The following is a 13,833-nucleotide window of genomic DNA, read 5'->3' as shown; positions in this document are numbered from 1 at the left end:
GGAGTGCGTTCGCCGACAGCTGCGATCTACCCGACGGCAGCAGGGGCGACGGTTCGTACCGTCGTAGTGCCGTTGTCGAAGAGAACTGCGGCGGCGGCTACCCGGAACCGGGGGTCGGTCGCGTCCCACAGTTCGGCCAATGGATCGGTGGTGCCGAATTCGATCCGCGTGAAGTGGTAGTTCGGTTCGATTGTGCCGCCGTCGGATTGGTAGGTGGACATCATGATCCAGTCGCCGATGCTTCCGGTCGTGGACTCGAGCCGCACCAGCATCGGTTCTGCCTGATCGTCGGTAGAGGTCGCGGCGTTGATTGATGCGACGATCCGCCCGGCGAGTCGGTCGAAGGTGACCGCCAGCCGTGAGGTGTTGGTGGGTGGGTCCGGTTCGTAACGGGTAGCCGCGATCTGGTCGTCGAGAGTCCTGTCACCGAGTGAGGCGTGCAGGGGCACCGAGTGGTCACCGTTGGCGATCACGATCCCGGTGGAGTCGGCGACCACAGCTGGATAGTGGCGCAATTCGTCGTGCGGGTCGGCGGTAGTGGCGCGCGCTCGCAGCATTGTCGTGCCCTGCCGGGCGGGATCGAGCACCCGGGCCTTGGATGCGGGGCTTCGACCGGTCAGCATGATGACGCTCTCGAGCTGTCCGGGCTGGGTCGACCTGAATCCGATCACTCGACCGGGGTAAGGGTTCTGCCCGATGAATTCGCGAACATCGATCGGCATCGCATTTCCTCCGACTGTGTGGATTTTCCGGGACGAAGCTTACGTAGCCAACCGAACCCGCGACTCTCCCGGCACGTTGACCTTCGGAGCATCACGCCAGCTGGCCCCCCAACCGCACGGGTTGCGTTGACGCGAGTCAGCTGAACTCAGGGCAGTCCCCCGACGATGCGGGCATCAACTGCTGCAATGTGCTTACCGTTTTCTCCAGGTTCGACTCCGTGGCGGTCACGCAGTCTGCGAGGTAGCCATCCGGGCGGATGAGGATCAGTTCACCGGGCTCGGGCGTATAGAGCTGCTCGAATTCGCTGTCCCTGTCGACGATTCCGTCGCCGGGAGTACTGGTGATCCGGTACACGTGCAGCTCATTGGATTCGAGGCTCTTGATGAGATCCTTTGCGCTGTCGGCGATGTCGAAGGCGAGCAGGGTCCACTGCGGGCCGCGGGTGAGGTCGAACAGGGCGAGTGTGCCGTCGCTGCCGTGCAACCCGGTGACATTCGGGGCACGGTCACCGGCGACCGGGTGCGTGTGATCATGGGTGACGGTGCGCTCGCCATAATGGATGCCGAGCCCGGTGGTCAGTTCACTGTCGGCGAGCGCGGACAGCGCGTCGGACGCCTGCACGATATCGCCGTTCGCGGCATCGGTGACACGGTCCAACCGCTGCGTGCTCAGTTCCAGTACGGTCCGGGCGACCGGAATGCGTTCGGTGGCATAGCTGTTCAGTAGGTCCGGGGCCGCGCCCGCGATCACCGCGCCCAACTTCCAGCCGAGGTTGTAGGCGTCCTGGATGCCGGTGTTCATGCCCTGTCCGCCGGCGGGCGAATGTACGTGCGCGGCGTCGCCGGCCAGCAGCACTCGGCCGCGGCGGTAGTCCTCGACCATGCGGATGTTCACCCGGTAGATCGAGAGCCAGGTCGCGCTCGCGAGGGTGATGCCGGCGTTGCGGTCGTCGAGCAGGCGCTGGTACAGCTCGAGCGACGGCTCGGCCGGGTCCGCATCGTCGGGAATCCGGTTCTGGAACTGCCAGATATCGGTGCTGGGCAGGGGGGTGAGGACCAGCATGCCGGAGTCCGAGGTGAAGACATGTATCCGGTCGCGGGGCAGTCCGGGGACGGTGACATCGCCGAGATACCAGCGCTCGGTGTCGCGGGTCTCACCGTTCAGTGGGAGATCGATCAGATGGCGGACGGTGCTCTTGCCGCCGTCCGTGCCCACGGCATAGCGCGCCTCGACCGCGCGCTCCCCCGCCGCGGTTCGCACGGTCACCATGACGTGGTCCGAATCCTGTTTCAGGGCAATCGCTTCCGCACCGTACTCGATCGTGCCGCCCAACTGATACAGCCGCTCGCGCAGCGCGTGCTCGACATCGAACTGCCCGATCCAGAGCATGTTGGGGTACGGCGTGTGGAAGTAGGGCGCGGCCGGGATGGTGACCGGCGGGCGATCGACGGTGGCTCCGGACGGATCATGGAAGCGCACCGGCAGCTCCGCGATACCGTGCCGCACAACGTAGTCCACGGCACCGAGATCATCGAGCACCTCGAGCGAACGGGACTGGATCCCTTTGGCTTTGGAGGCTCGGCTGGGTGCGTCCACACGTTCGATGACGTGGCAGGCCACGCCGCGGCGGACAAGATCGCAGGCGAGGGTGAGACCCACGGGGCCGGCGCCGATGACGAGGACTTCGGTCCGAATCATGTTGTGTGCGTTCATGACTTCCTCCACGAGCAGCCTTTAGATGCAGATCAGCATCTTATGAAATCGAGCGTACTGCGCTCTGATAAGATGCGCAAGTGCATCCTAATGAGGTTCAGCCGGTCCAACGCCGCCGCGGCGCGGCCCTGGAAGAAGCGCTGCTCGACGCTGCCTGGGCCGTGCTGCGCGAGCACGGCTACGCCGGGTTCACCCTCGAAGCCGTCGCCGTCCGCGCCGGGACCAGCCGCCCGGTCCTGGCCCGCCGCTGGGCGGGTCGGCACGAGATGCTGCACGCCACCATCGCGCACGCCAGCCGGATGCGACCGGTCCCGACACCGCACACCGGAACCCTGCGCGGAGACCTCATCGCCCTGCTCGGCGCACTCAACAACTCCCGCCTCGACCTCGCGACCGTCATGGGGGTGCAGCTGGGCGGCTACTATCAGGAGACCGGCGACACCCTCGCCGACATGCGCGAGATCTCATTGAGCGGGCAGCCGCCGACCGTGCTCGACGAGATTCTGGCCGCAGCGGCCGAACGCGGTGAGATCGACCCCGCCAGGCTCACTCCGCGACTGCGCACGCTGCCCGTGGATCTCCTGCGCCACCACATCTTCATGACGATGCAACCGATGTCCGACGCGGACATCGAGGACATCGTCGACACTATATTTCTGCCGCTGGTCCGGCCCGGCGGGCAGGATCCGCGGGGCTGAATCCGATTCGACCGCAATACTTTTCGAGAGCCATCCCCCTTGGCGGATAGCCCCAAACAGCGGGCGTCGAGGAGCAGACCGCACCAGCCCATCAGTGACGGTTTGCATTCGCAGACAACACCACCCCGATTCCGCCTCATGCTGGATTCGTCGGCAAGATATAAGCCATGTCCCACTCCAATCCGATCAGTGCATGGAAATCGCTCCGCGAAGGAAACGAGCGCTTCGTCAACGGTGAACTGCTGCATCCCAGCCAGGGCGCCGCAGACCGCGCGAAACTCGCTGGCGGACAACAGCCTTCAGCGATCTTGTTCGGCTGCGGCGACTCCCGCGTCGCCGCGGAGATCATCTTCGACCGCGGCCTCGGCGATATGTTCGTAGTCCGCACCGCAGGGCACGTCGTGGACAGCTCAGTATTGGGTTCGATCGAGTACGGCGTTCAGGTCCTCAACGTCCCACTGATCGTGGTGCTGGGCCACGACAGCTGCGGCGCGGTGCGTGCGACCATCGACGCGCTGGACAACGGCGCGGTGCCGGGTGGTTTCATCCGCAGCATCGTCGAGCGGGTCACCCCATCCATCCTGCTGGGCCGCCGCGAAGGCCTGACCACCGTCGATGAACTCGAAGGCCGACACGTGGAGGAAACCGCACGCCAGCTCATGCAGCGCTCGACCGTCATCTCCCAGCGCGTCATGGCGGGCGAATGCGCCATCGCGTGCGTCACCTACAACCTCGCCGACGGCGAAGCGAAACTGAACAGCGTCTTCGGCAACATCGGCGAAACCGTCTAACTCACCGGCCGTGGAGTGCCCATGCGGCGGCCCGAGGTACAGCAACCCCGTACCCGGTCGGACACTCCACGGCCACAACAACATTGGGACCGAGCGTGAGCTGTCGAAGCGGTTCGCCCGCCCAAAGGTCCCGCGCGCGAACAGGATCGACGGCAGCGGTCGCAATGGCCCCGGAGCAGATCGCAACTGCGATCGCACAGCCCGCGGTCGGATCCTTTCGACTCACGCCGGGCCTCATTTCGAGTGCCCGCCGGTAGGCGGCTTTGTCCAGGTCGCTGAGCGTGGAGGGACGTTCGGCCGGGCTGTTCGTGGTGCTCTGCATGATCGATCCGGGACATCCGTGTGCCATGCCCAGAGCGTGCCCGGATGAGTTGCGACTGCGTCCATCGACCGGATCAGCACTCAGCGGAAGCTGCTTCGTGTGGGCCATACGTCGGCGTTTCCCGGACCGGTCCAACGCTCCAGCAAGCGCTTCGTGGCGTACTCCGCGATTCCGGGCAAAGGTGAAGGACCGATATGAACACTGGGGCGGGGATGATCCGGGAATCCAGGATGGTCGTCCGCGAGCAGTCGGAACGGCAGGAAAGCTCGGACGCCATCGGTGCCGGGCACGAATCTGAGCTCCCCGTCGTCGGGTTCGGCATCGAATTTCAGTAGCCGCCACTCCATTTCGGCATGGAACGACGGATTCTTGATGAACAGCCCGTACAGCCGCAGCTCGCTGAACAACATCTGTGCCCGCTCGGCGACCATCTCGGCGACCGTTTCCGCCTGAACCGGTCCCGTCGCCGCCAATCCCGTATCGAGCAATCCCAGATGATGTTCGAAGAGTTCGCTGACGAGGGCGTGCATATCGTCCTCGTCGTAGATGCACTTCGCGAGATACCAACCCTGTCGATCGGCAGCGGTCCGAATCATCTCGAAGGGCACCCCGAGGCACACCCCACCGCGCGGCCCGTAGGCCCGCCACTGGGACAGTGAGTCACCATCAGCGCTGAACGACACCAGATACGGTGCACTGCCCTCATGCGCGTGCCCGGCGTAGATCTGCTCTGCCACCACCTTCGCGAACATCTCCGACACCGGAGTGGCATCGGGTGAATTATGTTCGCGGGCAATCCATTCGAGCCAATGAAAGGCCCGAATCTGCTCCTCGGCATCATTCATCTGTACTGGCAGCCCGGCCCATAGTTGCCGACTGTCGATAATCGAGATCAAAGCCGCGGCGCTGGTGTAGTGGTACAGCATCGGGGGCGGATCGGGATAGAGCAACTGTGCCGCTGTTGGTAGCCGGGCGATATCGCGCACAGTCCATTCCCCTTCCATACGCGCACTGACGCGTAGCTCGAGCCCGTAGTTGGCAAATAGACAGTAACCTCGACAGTCGTAACCAGCCTTCAGCGCGCTCGGAATTTCAGCCGATCTGAAAACGCGCGCGAGGTAGATGCCATGTATAGATCAAGCCGACAGCAGCCGTTCCTGGACCGCATGACGGCCCTGTCAGTGATGCACGCGGAATGCGCGTGTTGATGTCCCTCCACCCTCGCGACCTTTCACCGAGCTGACTATGGTTACGGACTGCTGTTCTCGGCGGTGGGTCGCGGGGGTCGAGCGGTGGGCGTTGCGCGGCGCAATCGAAAATAGGTGATGATGCCCTGCACCGCGACGGCGATTGCCAGCGCTGACACCACACCGGCGGGTGCCGTTCCCGCGGCGACCAGCAGACAGCAGAGGACGACGCCCAGTCCTATCGGCAACATCGAAGCGACGGCGACGGATAGGCGTGCTCGATGATTCATGGAGTTACTCCCTTGCACTGCAAATGATTTCGGTCGTGGCGGCTATTCGTGGGCGGGATCCTGGCGCGCGTGGTCGAGATAATCCGCCAATGCGCGCCACTCATCGGCGGGCGCGGCGGGATCGCCCGACATGGCAGCCGGGTTCTCACGCCAGGCATTGCGAACTCCCGCCGACACCTCGGCATCGTCACCGGTGAACAGCGCGCTCAGCTCGTCCATGCGGTGCGCCAGACGCCGAACTCGGTCGTCGGTGGGATCCACCCCTTGCCGCCGGAGCCGATCAGCTCTGCGATAGAGCTCCGGCCATTCGATCTCCAACAGATAGTGTTTCGCGGGGCCGAGCGCCGTCGCCCGAGCGTCGAGTCGTCGTCTCTGATCGGTATCGAGATGCCGACTCAGTACCTGCTCGCTCGCCGGGCTCGCACCGCCGATCGCGCCGAGAGCGTCCAGCAGGGTCTCGGGTGTCGCGCCGTGGTCGGTCGCCAATTCGGCAGCGAGCCGTATCAGTTTCTGCCGCACCGCATCCAGTGCCGCGAGGGCCGCCTCGACACCACGCAGGTGATCACCGACGACCCGGGCCGAATCGACGCCTGTATCCAGGCAGACAACGATCGTCTCCAGGCCCAAACCCAAACTGCGCAGCGCCAATACCTGATACAGACGGACAAGATCCTCATCGGTGTATTCCCGATATCCACCGGGCGTGCGCCGAGACGGACTCAAGACACCGATCGCATCCCAATGATGCAACGTCCGCACCGTCACACCACTGGCCTCGGCGAGCGGTCCGACTGTCCAGCCTCCGGAAGTATTCACTTCCTCACCATGCACCCTCACGCCACGTCAGGGTCAAGCAGCGAAACCGAGCTGGGATTCGACGCCCCCAGGGTTACCGTTATTGCGTGGCACCGTGACATGAAAACAGGGCGATGACCAAGGAATCCGAACCCATCCCTCTCCCGTCGGCATCGCCGATTCGCAACTCCGCTGACGCGTCGGTAGCGGGGCACCTGGTGCAGGCGGGGGTGGTTCGCGGTGATGTCCATCTGCACGGAACGGCACGGTCCATCCCAATTCCACGCCAATTACCCTGTGCACCAGGTTCATTCGTCGGTCGATGGCACGAATGCTCGCAGCTCGACGCTGTCATGGACAGTCCCGGTGCGACCGTCGCGGTCTCGGCGGTCACCGGGGCCGGCGGAATCGGGAAGACTTGGCTCGTACTGCATTGGGCCCATCGGCATCTCGATCAATTCCCCGATGGGCAGCTGTTCGTCGATCTGCGGGGCTTCGCGCCGTCGGGGCAACCGATGCCGCCCGACACAGCGGTTCGCGGATTCTTGGACGCGTTCGGGATCGAACCAGCTCGGATTCCGGTGGACATCGATGCTCGAGTGGGGCTCTATCGCAGCCTGGTCGCGAACAAGAGATTGCTGATCGTGCTGGACAATGCGCATGACACGACGCATGTCGCTCAGCTGGTTCCCGGCAATCCAACCTGTACGGTGCTTGTCACCAGCAGAAATCAATTATCGGGACTGCTCACAACACATTCCGCACGCCGACTGAACCTGGACGTACTCGATGTGAACGAAGCCCGCGAGCTCCTCGCCGCACGACTCGGACAGACACGGATCGATGCCGAACCCGACGCCGTCACCGAATTGTTGAGCTATTGCGCGGGATTGCCTTTGGCATTGAGCATCGTCGCCAGTCGGGCGGCTGCCCACCCGAGTTTCCCACTGGCAGAACTGACTCGGGAATTACGAGATACCGCTGTTCGATTGGACGCCCTCGATGATGGCGAGGCCGCTAGTATCACGCGGGTGTTGTCGTGGTCCTTCGCCGCATTGCCACCGAGGCCCGCGAAGGCTCTCGAAATGCTGGGACTCGCACCGGGACCGGACATTTCATTGTCGGCTGCCGCCGTGCTCATCGGATTGACCGATACCCAGACCCGGGCGGTACTGCGGACCCTGGAACGCGCATCCCTACTCCAGCAGCAAGTTCCGGGTCGATGGCAGATCCATGACCTGGTCCGTCTCTACGCGGTGCAACAGGCCGAGCTCGACCAGTCCGAAGAAGACCGGAATGCCGCACTTCGACGATTGATCGACTTCTACCTCCGCACAGCCCACTCCGCCGATCGACTCATCAATCCGCGCCGACCACCGATCGATATCGACGAACCGCTCGATACCACCCGCACCCACCCGTTGCACGATCAAGAGGCGGCCTGGGCCTGGTTCGATGCCGAACTCATGTGCCTCGAAGCCAGCGAGCATCTCGCTGCCTCGCGGTGGCACCACGCGGCCTGGCAGCTGACATGGGCATTGGACACCTTCCGCTACCGCCGCGGGCTGCTGCTGGACCGAATCGCCGCCTGGCACAAGGGATTAGCGGCCGCCCAACAAGACGGCGACCCGAACGGCACCTTCATCGCACATCGACTGCTCGGCCACGCATACATACAGATCGGCCACCACGACGAGGCCCTCGAACACCTCGAGCACGCGCTACGTGTCGCAGGAGAGGCCGGTAATCTGCTCAACCAGGCCCACACTCACACCTTCTTGATGAAGGCTCGGCAGGAACAAGGCAGCGACCAGCGGGCGCTGGAACACGCGACCGAAGCCCGACGCCTGTTCCAACTGCTGGGCCACCCGATATGGGAGGCACAGGCGCTGACCTCGATGGGAAAGTTCGCCGCCCGCCTAGGACAGCATGCCGACGCCCGCATCCACTGCGACACCGCGTTATTGATGTGTCGCCGCAATCATGACGGCCAAGGCGAGACCGAGGCACTACATAATCTCGGCTACCTCGAACAGCTGGCCGGCGACCACCACCGCGCACTGGACTATTACCGGCAGACCTTGGACCAATACCGTCGCCTCGGCCATACCTACTACGAGGCCGATGTTCTCGATCGCGTCGGAGAATCCCACGTCGCCCTCGACCAGCGCGACTCGGCTCGCACTGCGTGGCAGCAGGCAGAGCGGCTCTATGCCGATCAACATCGCACGGACGACGCCGAGCGGATCCAGCGCCGACTCTCCGAGCTGGACGCTTCGCTAGGCTGAATCCATTGCCAGAGAAGGCAATTCGCTAACGCAGATCGATGTCACCATCGATGGTGTCCGCCTGCACCACATGACCGTGGACGGTGCCCATGATCGTATTGCCTCCCGATGAGGGCGCAGGAGTGGACGGGCGCGGGAAGAAAGCAACCAGAGCGATACCCACACTGATCAGGCCACAGAATGCACCGATCACGCTCGCGACTTTGTCGGCATCGTCCAGTCCGATGCGAGCGAGGTAAATACCCAGGCCCACCAAAATGGCCACGCCGATGAGCCCGGCAACCACTCCAACCATCCTGCGCCCCAACGGCATGCCTCCCAGTATGCGCCCGGCATCACCCCGGATGAGCTCTTTGCCGGCAGCAGGGTGGACATCCACGGCGCGGCGCGAAATCTCCGAGCGAGCGGCACCGCCCAACTCCTCTACCGACACCAGACCGAGGACGTCACGGCCCGCGAACTCACCGGACAGGAGAAGACCCAATTCCTTGATTCCGGAAAGTCCTGTCACAGCGTACTGAACTGCCGAATGTCTTGCGGTTCACAGTGATCGGTGGACCTATGGTTGCCGGCTGGAACAGGAGGTCGATCGTTCAGGCTGGAGATCCACCCGACTCCCGAGTGCTATTCCATACCGGTCCGGCCGGGAGTCCAGAAGGGCTTGGTGCGAATGTTGCGTCGGTCCCAGCCGTGAACATCGATCAGAACACGCTTGAGGGTTTGGATGGTGCGGGCTTCACCGGCCAGGTATGCGATGCCCTGTCGGTCGGGGAGCGGGAGATCACGCAGGGTCGCGGCGAGCACCGGCGAATCGGCTGCCGAGGCGTCGCCGCGCTCGACTCGCGTCAGCTCTCTGGGGAGCGTCAGGTGGTCCGTTTCGGTGGCGGCTTCGACCACGCCGTGCACTTCAGCGGACATCGGTAGCGACCGCAACATCGCCGCGAATGCGACCGAGGCTGTTTCCTCACCAGCGAACACGTGATACTCCGCTCGAGGCGGCGATGTCAGTTTGCCCTCCGGGCGGGTGAACCTGACCGTGGAACCAATCTGGAGATCACGAATCCAGCGACGAGACGGAGTGATATTCGCTGGTTCGGCGGCGTGTTCGAATCGCACGATGTCGAGGGTGCCCCGAACTGGATCGGCGTCGTAGATGGAGTAGGCCCGTAGCGAGTCGTGGGGAGCCAGCCGCAGTAGTGTCTCGGCAAATCCGTCGACCTGCACACGGATATGTTGTCCCGCTGACCATTTCAGGCCTCGTAGCCGGGGGCCACTGAACCGGATGCGCTGTAGGCGGGGCGTGAGTTGCTCGAACTCGCTGACGGTCGCGGACAGCATTATCACGTCGCGGAGTGAACCCAGGAAGGGAACGGTGTCTTCAAGCGCCGCCATGGGTTCTCCAGTGGTTAGGTATCTGATTGTGTTGTGCAACAGCGTGTTTCGACTTCGTCCGCTTGAAATCTCGAAAGTGTCGGCGCGAGAGCAGTCGGGTGGGGTCGACCGATCTCACACTCAAAGATGTCTGTCACGTGACGTAATAGAACGAGGGTCAGGAGTGTCGGACTGTCGTTGTCCGTCGGTGAATTCGGTGGTCGGTGGAGACCCATGAGTAGCATACATAATGAACAGTCATTATGTAAATGGGCGTGTTCGGCCACCGACCACCGCGGTAATGGCAGGTCACTGTGCCGCTTGCACCGCACAGACCTGGTGCTGCAGGCGGCTGAAGCGCCGATCGTGCCATAGGAGCGGCGTTCCTTCACCGGTATGCGTCGCGACGATGCGACCGACCACCAGCGCGTGGTCACCATAGCGCCTGACGTCATCGACCAGGCACACCGACCAGGCGAGGGTTCCCCGCAGAATTGGAACGCCCAGCACCGTGGTGTATTCGGCGCTGCCGAATCGATCGCCGCCCCGACCTGCGAAGTCCTCGGCCAGCGACTGTTGCTCGGCCGCAAGGAATTGCACGCCGAATGCCCGGCTCCGCCGCAGCGCCGCCAGTGTTCCGGAACCTGTGGCCAGAAACGCCGACAGCAGCGGCGGATGCATCGACACCGAGGTGACCGATGAGGCAGTCATACCCACGGGCCCTGCCGGGCCTTGCGCCGACACGATGCTCACGCCGGCGGCGAGCATGCGGAAAAGCCGTCGGCAGCGCTCGGCTTCGGGACCGGGGACGTCTGCGAACTCCGTGAATTCCGTGACCGCGAACGGGTCGAGGGCAGCCCGGTCAGACATGGTCCGGCGTCACGATCGTGACCTCGCCGAGCAAGCCGGTCAAGATCACGGTGATGTTCTCGCGCAGTGCGGATTCCGCGACCGGATCGAGGATTTCCGACAATGAGGGCATGCCGAGATCGAAGCGTGCCGTGAAGTTCACCGCGGTACCGGATCCGTGGGCGCGCACGCGCCACGAACCGTTGAACTCGGCGAAATCGCCGGAAGTCTGTTCGAAGTCGATGACGCCCTGCTCGGGGTCGAACGTGTCGACCTCGGTCCACCGCAGCAGGCCGCGGCGGAACTTGACGGTCCAAGTCGATTCGACCCGTTCGACATCGACGGATCCGACCTCGACAGAGACGACGGTGTCGGTGAACTCGGGGTAGCGAGCGAAGTCGCTGATGCGCGAGTACGCGAGTACGGAGTCGATAGCCGGGGCCACGAGATGAAGATCGATGGTGCGCATAGGAATTGGCTCCTTCGTCGGGAGGGGGGCAAGTAGCGATCAGAGCGCCGCAGCGAGCGCGGTCTCGAAGGCGGTCAGGAAGTGCCCGATTTCGGAATCCTCGAGAACGGCCGGTGGGCTGAACCGCAGCACCGTTGAGGAATTGAGGGAGTGATTGGCCAGCACGCCCTGCTCGATCAAACCGAGGAACAGCTCGCCGACAGCGGCGGGCTCGCGGAACTCCAGTCCGATCAGCAATCCGCGGCCTCGGATCTCGACCCCATCGCCCGCGGGGTGGCGGGCGATGATGGCGGTGATCTCCCGCAGTAGCTGTGCACCGAGGTCTGCTGCTCGGGCGGTCAGATTTTCCTCGCGAATGACCGAGATCGCTGCCTCGGCCGCGGCGCAGGCAAGCGGTGAGGCCGCGAAGGTTGAGGTGTGCAGATACGGGTCGCTGGAGAACGGCTGGTAGACAGCGGCGGTCGCGACCATGGCGGCGATCGGGACGACACCGCCGGAGAGCCCCTTGCCTACCAGCAGAATATCCGGGACCACGTCTTCGACATCGATGCCCCACCAGGTTCCGAGCCGGCCGAGTCCGGTTTGGATCTCATCGACGATCAGCAGGGCGTCGTGCGCGCGGCATGCGTCCGATACCGCGCGCAGATAGCCCGGTGGCGGAATGCGTACTCCGCCTTCACCCTGCACCGGCTCCACGATCACACAGCCCCGCCCCGGGACGACGGCCAGTGCCGCGGTCAGCGCGTCGATATCACCGAAAGGAACTGTGGTGACCTCGGGTAGCAGCGGCCGGAAGGGGTCCTGGAATATCGGCTTCGCGGTGACGCTCAGCGCCCCGAGTGTCTTGCCGTGAAAGCCGTTGGCAGTGGTCACGATTGCGTTCTTGCCGTTGGCGCGGGCGAGCTTGAGCGCGGCTTCGGTGGCTTCGGCGCCGGAATTGACGAAGTGCACCATCTCCAGCGGGCCGGGCGTGATCGCCGCCAAGGCCGCCGCCGTCCGAGCGGCAACCGGTTCGAGAAAGACCCGCGTGGCCATCGGATGCAGGTCCAGCTGGCGGTGCACCGCGGCGGTCACCACCGGATGCCGGTGACCGAGCAGATACACCCCGTACCCGCCGAAGTCGAGGTATCGGCGGCCATCGCTGGCCTGCACCCACGGGCCGGCGCTGGAGATCTCGACCATGCCGCCGAGCATCGCGCCCAGCGAGGCTCGTGTTGAGCCGAAGTGCTTGCGGCACAACAGCTGTGTCTCCGAGTCGAGAGCGGCCGGGTCGAAGTCCGCATAGGTGGTCGTCATGCGACCCTCGCCTGGTCGGTGCGGCCGAGGCCCTTGGTACGAGCCCAATAACGCAGCGACTTCGCGGTGGCCTCGAGCAGCGCTCCCCGGGTAACCTGCGGGCCGAAACCGAGTTCGGACATGGACGTCGGCAGCGGCTCCGGAGTCTGGAACAGCCAGGTGAACTCCAGGAAGTCACGGAACATGGCCTGCGCGTCGGGCGGCAGCGCGTCCTCCAGCAGTGGCAGCAACAGCCGGTCCACCGCTTCGCTCGGAACGAAACGCGGTGGTGCGCTGGTGATCCCGAGTTCCTCGCCGATCTCGCGGCACAGCGTCAGGATATCGCCGGCGTGCAGCGCCTCCGGGCCGGCGGACAGCCAAAACTCGCCCTCGACGATATTCTCGCGCAGCAGCTTTCCGAGCACCGCGGCCACCAGGTCCTGGGGAATGGTGTCGATCAGGGAGTCCGAGTCACACGGGATGAGCGGCACTCGTCCACGCACCACTCCCCCGAGCACTCGATGCAGCCCTTGGAACGCCGACATCCTGCCGTCGACGGTACTGCCGGACACGACCGAAGGACGCACGATGACGGTCTGCGCGGGATCGTCGCGCACCAGCTGCTCGGCATCGATCTTGGACTGCACGTACGTCGCGGCCCCCGGGAAGCTCGAGCCGTCACCGGGCGGGTTGGCCACGAACGCGGTGCTGAAGAAGTAGAGCGGGACCTCCGCGTCTCCTGCCAGCCGCAGCAATGCGCGCGGCCCCGCCAGATTGGTTCGGAGAATGGTCTCGGGATCTTCTTTCCAGCTGGTCACGGCCGCTGAATGCACCACCGCGTCCACTCGCTGAGTGAGTCGGCGATAGTCGGCGGTGTCGAGTCCGAGTGTGGGATGGGCGAAATCGCCGGAGAACTCGCTGATGCGCGGATCGGCCACCGGTGTGCGGTGCCGCATGCACACGATGTCGAAGTCGTGGGCGAGCTCGTCGATCAGCGCCCGGCCCAGAACGCCGGAGCCGCCGGTGAGCAGGATGGTGCGTTTACGCCAGGTCATGTCGATT

General features: G+C 64.3%; 14 protein-coding genes. 3 read left to right on the top strand and 11 right to left on the bottom strand.

The window, feature by feature from the left end; all coding sequences use genetic code 11:
• Positions 1 to 26 precede the first annotated feature (26 nt).
• Both ACFVUS_RS28135 and ACFVUS_RS28130 read right to left on the bottom strand, forming a co-directional pair.
• A complete protein-coding gene (locus ACFVUS_RS28135; RefSeq protein WP_387772769.1) occupies positions 27 to 722 on the bottom strand; it encodes an IMP cyclohydrolase in 696 nt (231 codons plus the stop codon).
• A gap of 136 nt (positions 723 to 858) precedes the next feature.
• Positions 859 to 2,436, bottom strand: coding sequence for an FAD-dependent monooxygenase (locus tag ACFVUS_RS28130; RefSeq protein WP_387772766.1), 1,578 nt, complete (start codon positions 2,434 to 2,436; stop codon positions 859 to 861).
• Positions 2,437 to 2,516: 80 nt separating this feature from the next.
• Between ACFVUS_RS28130 and ACFVUS_RS28125 the strand changes: the two genes are divergently transcribed.
• Both ACFVUS_RS28125 and ACFVUS_RS28120 read left to right on the top strand, forming a co-directional pair.
• Positions 2,517 to 3,134, top strand: coding sequence for a TetR/AcrR family transcriptional regulator (locus ACFVUS_RS28125; protein ID WP_387772763.1), 618 nt, complete (start codon positions 2,517 to 2,519; stop codon positions 3,132 to 3,134).
• Between the two features lie 167 nt (positions 3,135 to 3,301).
• Positions 3,302 to 3,925, top strand: a complete 624-nt coding sequence (locus ACFVUS_RS28120; RefSeq protein ID WP_387772760.1) for a carbonic anhydrase — start codon at positions 3,302 to 3,304, stop codon at positions 3,923 to 3,925.
• A 402-nt stretch (positions 3,926 to 4,327) separates the two neighbouring features.
• Here the strand turns inward: ACFVUS_RS28120 and ACFVUS_RS28115 are convergent, their stop codons facing one another.
• The 3 genes from ACFVUS_RS28115 to ACFVUS_RS28105 all read right to left on the bottom strand — a co-directional run bounded on the left by ACFVUS_RS28115 (position 4,328) and on the right by ACFVUS_RS28105 (position 6,540).
• A complete protein-coding gene (locus ACFVUS_RS28115; protein WP_387772757.1) occupies positions 4,328 to 5,233 on the bottom strand; it encodes a DUF2971 domain-containing protein in 906 nt (301 codons plus the stop codon).
• Positions 5,234 to 5,496: 263 nt separating this feature from the next.
• The gene (locus ACFVUS_RS28110; protein ID WP_387772754.1) at positions 5,497 to 5,724 is read right to left on the bottom strand and encodes a hypothetical protein; all 228 of its coding nucleotides are present in this window, start codon (positions 5,722 to 5,724) and stop codon (positions 5,497 to 5,499) included.
• Positions 5,725 to 5,766: 42 nt separating this feature from the next.
• Positions 5,767 to 6,540, bottom strand: coding sequence for a MerR family transcriptional regulator (locus ACFVUS_RS28105; protein WP_387772751.1), 774 nt, complete (start codon positions 6,538 to 6,540; stop codon positions 5,767 to 5,769).
• Positions 6,541 to 6,653: 113 nt separating this feature from the next.
• Here ACFVUS_RS28105 and ACFVUS_RS28100 point away from each other — a divergent pair, with 113 nt between their 5' ends.
• Entirely contained in the window at positions 6,654 to 8,807 is a 2,154-nt protein-coding gene (locus ACFVUS_RS28100) for an ATP-binding protein (RefSeq protein WP_387772748.1), read from the top strand.
• A gap of 25 nt (positions 8,808 to 8,832) precedes the next feature.
• Here ACFVUS_RS28100 and ACFVUS_RS28095 read toward each other — a convergent pair whose 3' ends face one another.
• The 6 genes from ACFVUS_RS28095 to ACFVUS_RS28070 all read right to left on the bottom strand — a co-directional run bounded on the left by ACFVUS_RS28095 (position 8,833) and on the right by ACFVUS_RS28070 (position 13,826).
• Complete coding sequence (locus tag ACFVUS_RS28095; RefSeq protein WP_387772745.1) at positions 8,833 to 9,318, bottom strand: hypothetical protein; 486 nt, start codon at positions 9,316 to 9,318, stop codon at positions 8,833 to 8,835.
• Positions 9,319 to 9,431: 113 nt separating this feature from the next.
• Complete coding sequence (locus ACFVUS_RS28090; protein ID WP_387772742.1) at positions 9,432 to 10,199, bottom strand: siderophore-interacting protein; 768 nt, start codon at positions 10,197 to 10,199, stop codon at positions 9,432 to 9,434.
• Positions 10,200 to 10,487: 288 nt separating this feature from the next.
• Entirely contained in the window at positions 10,488 to 11,048 is a 561-nt protein-coding gene (locus ACFVUS_RS28085; protein ID WP_387772739.1) for a flavin reductase family protein, read from the bottom strand.
• Complete coding sequence (locus ACFVUS_RS28080) at positions 11,041 to 11,496, bottom strand: type II toxin-antitoxin system RatA family toxin (RefSeq protein WP_387772736.1); 456 nt, start codon at positions 11,494 to 11,496, stop codon at positions 11,041 to 11,043. The genes ACFVUS_RS28085 and ACFVUS_RS28080 overlap by 8 nt, the downstream gene beginning before the upstream one ends.
• Positions 11,497 to 11,535: 39 nt before the next feature.
• The gene (locus ACFVUS_RS28075) at positions 11,536 to 12,792 is read right to left on the bottom strand and encodes an aspartate aminotransferase family protein (protein ID WP_387772733.1); all 1,257 of its coding nucleotides are present in this window, start codon (positions 12,790 to 12,792) and stop codon (positions 11,536 to 11,538) included.
• Positions 12,789 to 13,826 (bottom strand): SDR family oxidoreductase, encoded by a 1,038-nt coding sequence (locus tag ACFVUS_RS28070; RefSeq protein WP_387772730.1) that lies wholly within the window; start codon positions 13,824 to 13,826, stop codon positions 12,789 to 12,791. The genes ACFVUS_RS28075 and ACFVUS_RS28070 overlap by 4 nt, the downstream gene beginning before the upstream one ends.
• Positions 13,827 to 13,833: the final 7 nt, after the last annotated feature.

Origin of the sequence: Nocardia sp. NPDC058058 (genome assembly GCF_042885355.1) — a bacterium.
Classification (GTDB): Bacteria; Actinomycetota; Actinomycetes; order Mycobacteriales; family Mycobacteriaceae; genus Nocardia.
This window is presented reverse-complemented; position numbering and strand designations above follow the sequence as displayed.

What these genes read in the sequence shown, in the direction of transcription:
- ACFVUS_RS28135 (WP_387772769.1), bottom strand. Translation starts at nt 722, where the DNA reads ATGCCGATCGATGTTCGCGAATTCATCGGGCAGAACCCTTACCCCGGT.
- ACFVUS_RS28130 (WP_387772766.1), bottom strand. Translation starts at nt 2,436, where the DNA reads ATGAACGCACACAACATGATTCGGACCGAAGTCCTCGTCATCGGCGCC.
- ACFVUS_RS28120 (WP_387772760.1), top strand. Translation starts at nt 3,302, where the DNA reads ATGTCCCACTCCAATCCGATCAGTGCATGGAAATCGCTCCGCGAAGGA.
- ACFVUS_RS28110 (WP_387772754.1), bottom strand. Translation starts at nt 5,724, where the DNA reads ATGAATCATCGAGCACGCCTATCCGTCGCCGTCGCTTCGATGTTGCCG.
- ACFVUS_RS28100 (WP_387772748.1), top strand. Translation starts at nt 6,654, where the DNA reads ATGACCAAGGAATCCGAACCCATCCCTCTCCCGTCGGCATCGCCGATT.
- ACFVUS_RS28090 (WP_387772742.1), bottom strand. Translation starts at nt 10,199, where the DNA reads ATGGCGGCGCTTGAAGACACCGTTCCCTTCCTGGGTTCACTCCGCGAC.
- ACFVUS_RS28085 (WP_387772739.1), bottom strand. Translation starts at nt 11,048, where the DNA reads ATGTCTGACCGGGCTGCCCTCGACCCGTTCGCGGTCACGGAATTCACG.
- ACFVUS_RS28080 (WP_387772736.1), bottom strand. Translation starts at nt 11,496, where the DNA reads ATGCGCACCATCGATCTTCATCTCGTGGCCCCGGCTATCGACTCCGTA.
- ACFVUS_RS28075 (WP_387772733.1), bottom strand. Translation starts at nt 12,792, where the DNA reads ATGACGACCACCTATGCGGACTTCGACCCGGCCGCTCTCGACTCGGAG.
- ACFVUS_RS28070 (WP_387772730.1), bottom strand. Translation starts at nt 13,826, where the DNA reads ATGACCTGGCGTAAACGCACCATCCTGCTCACCGGCGGCTCCGGCGTT.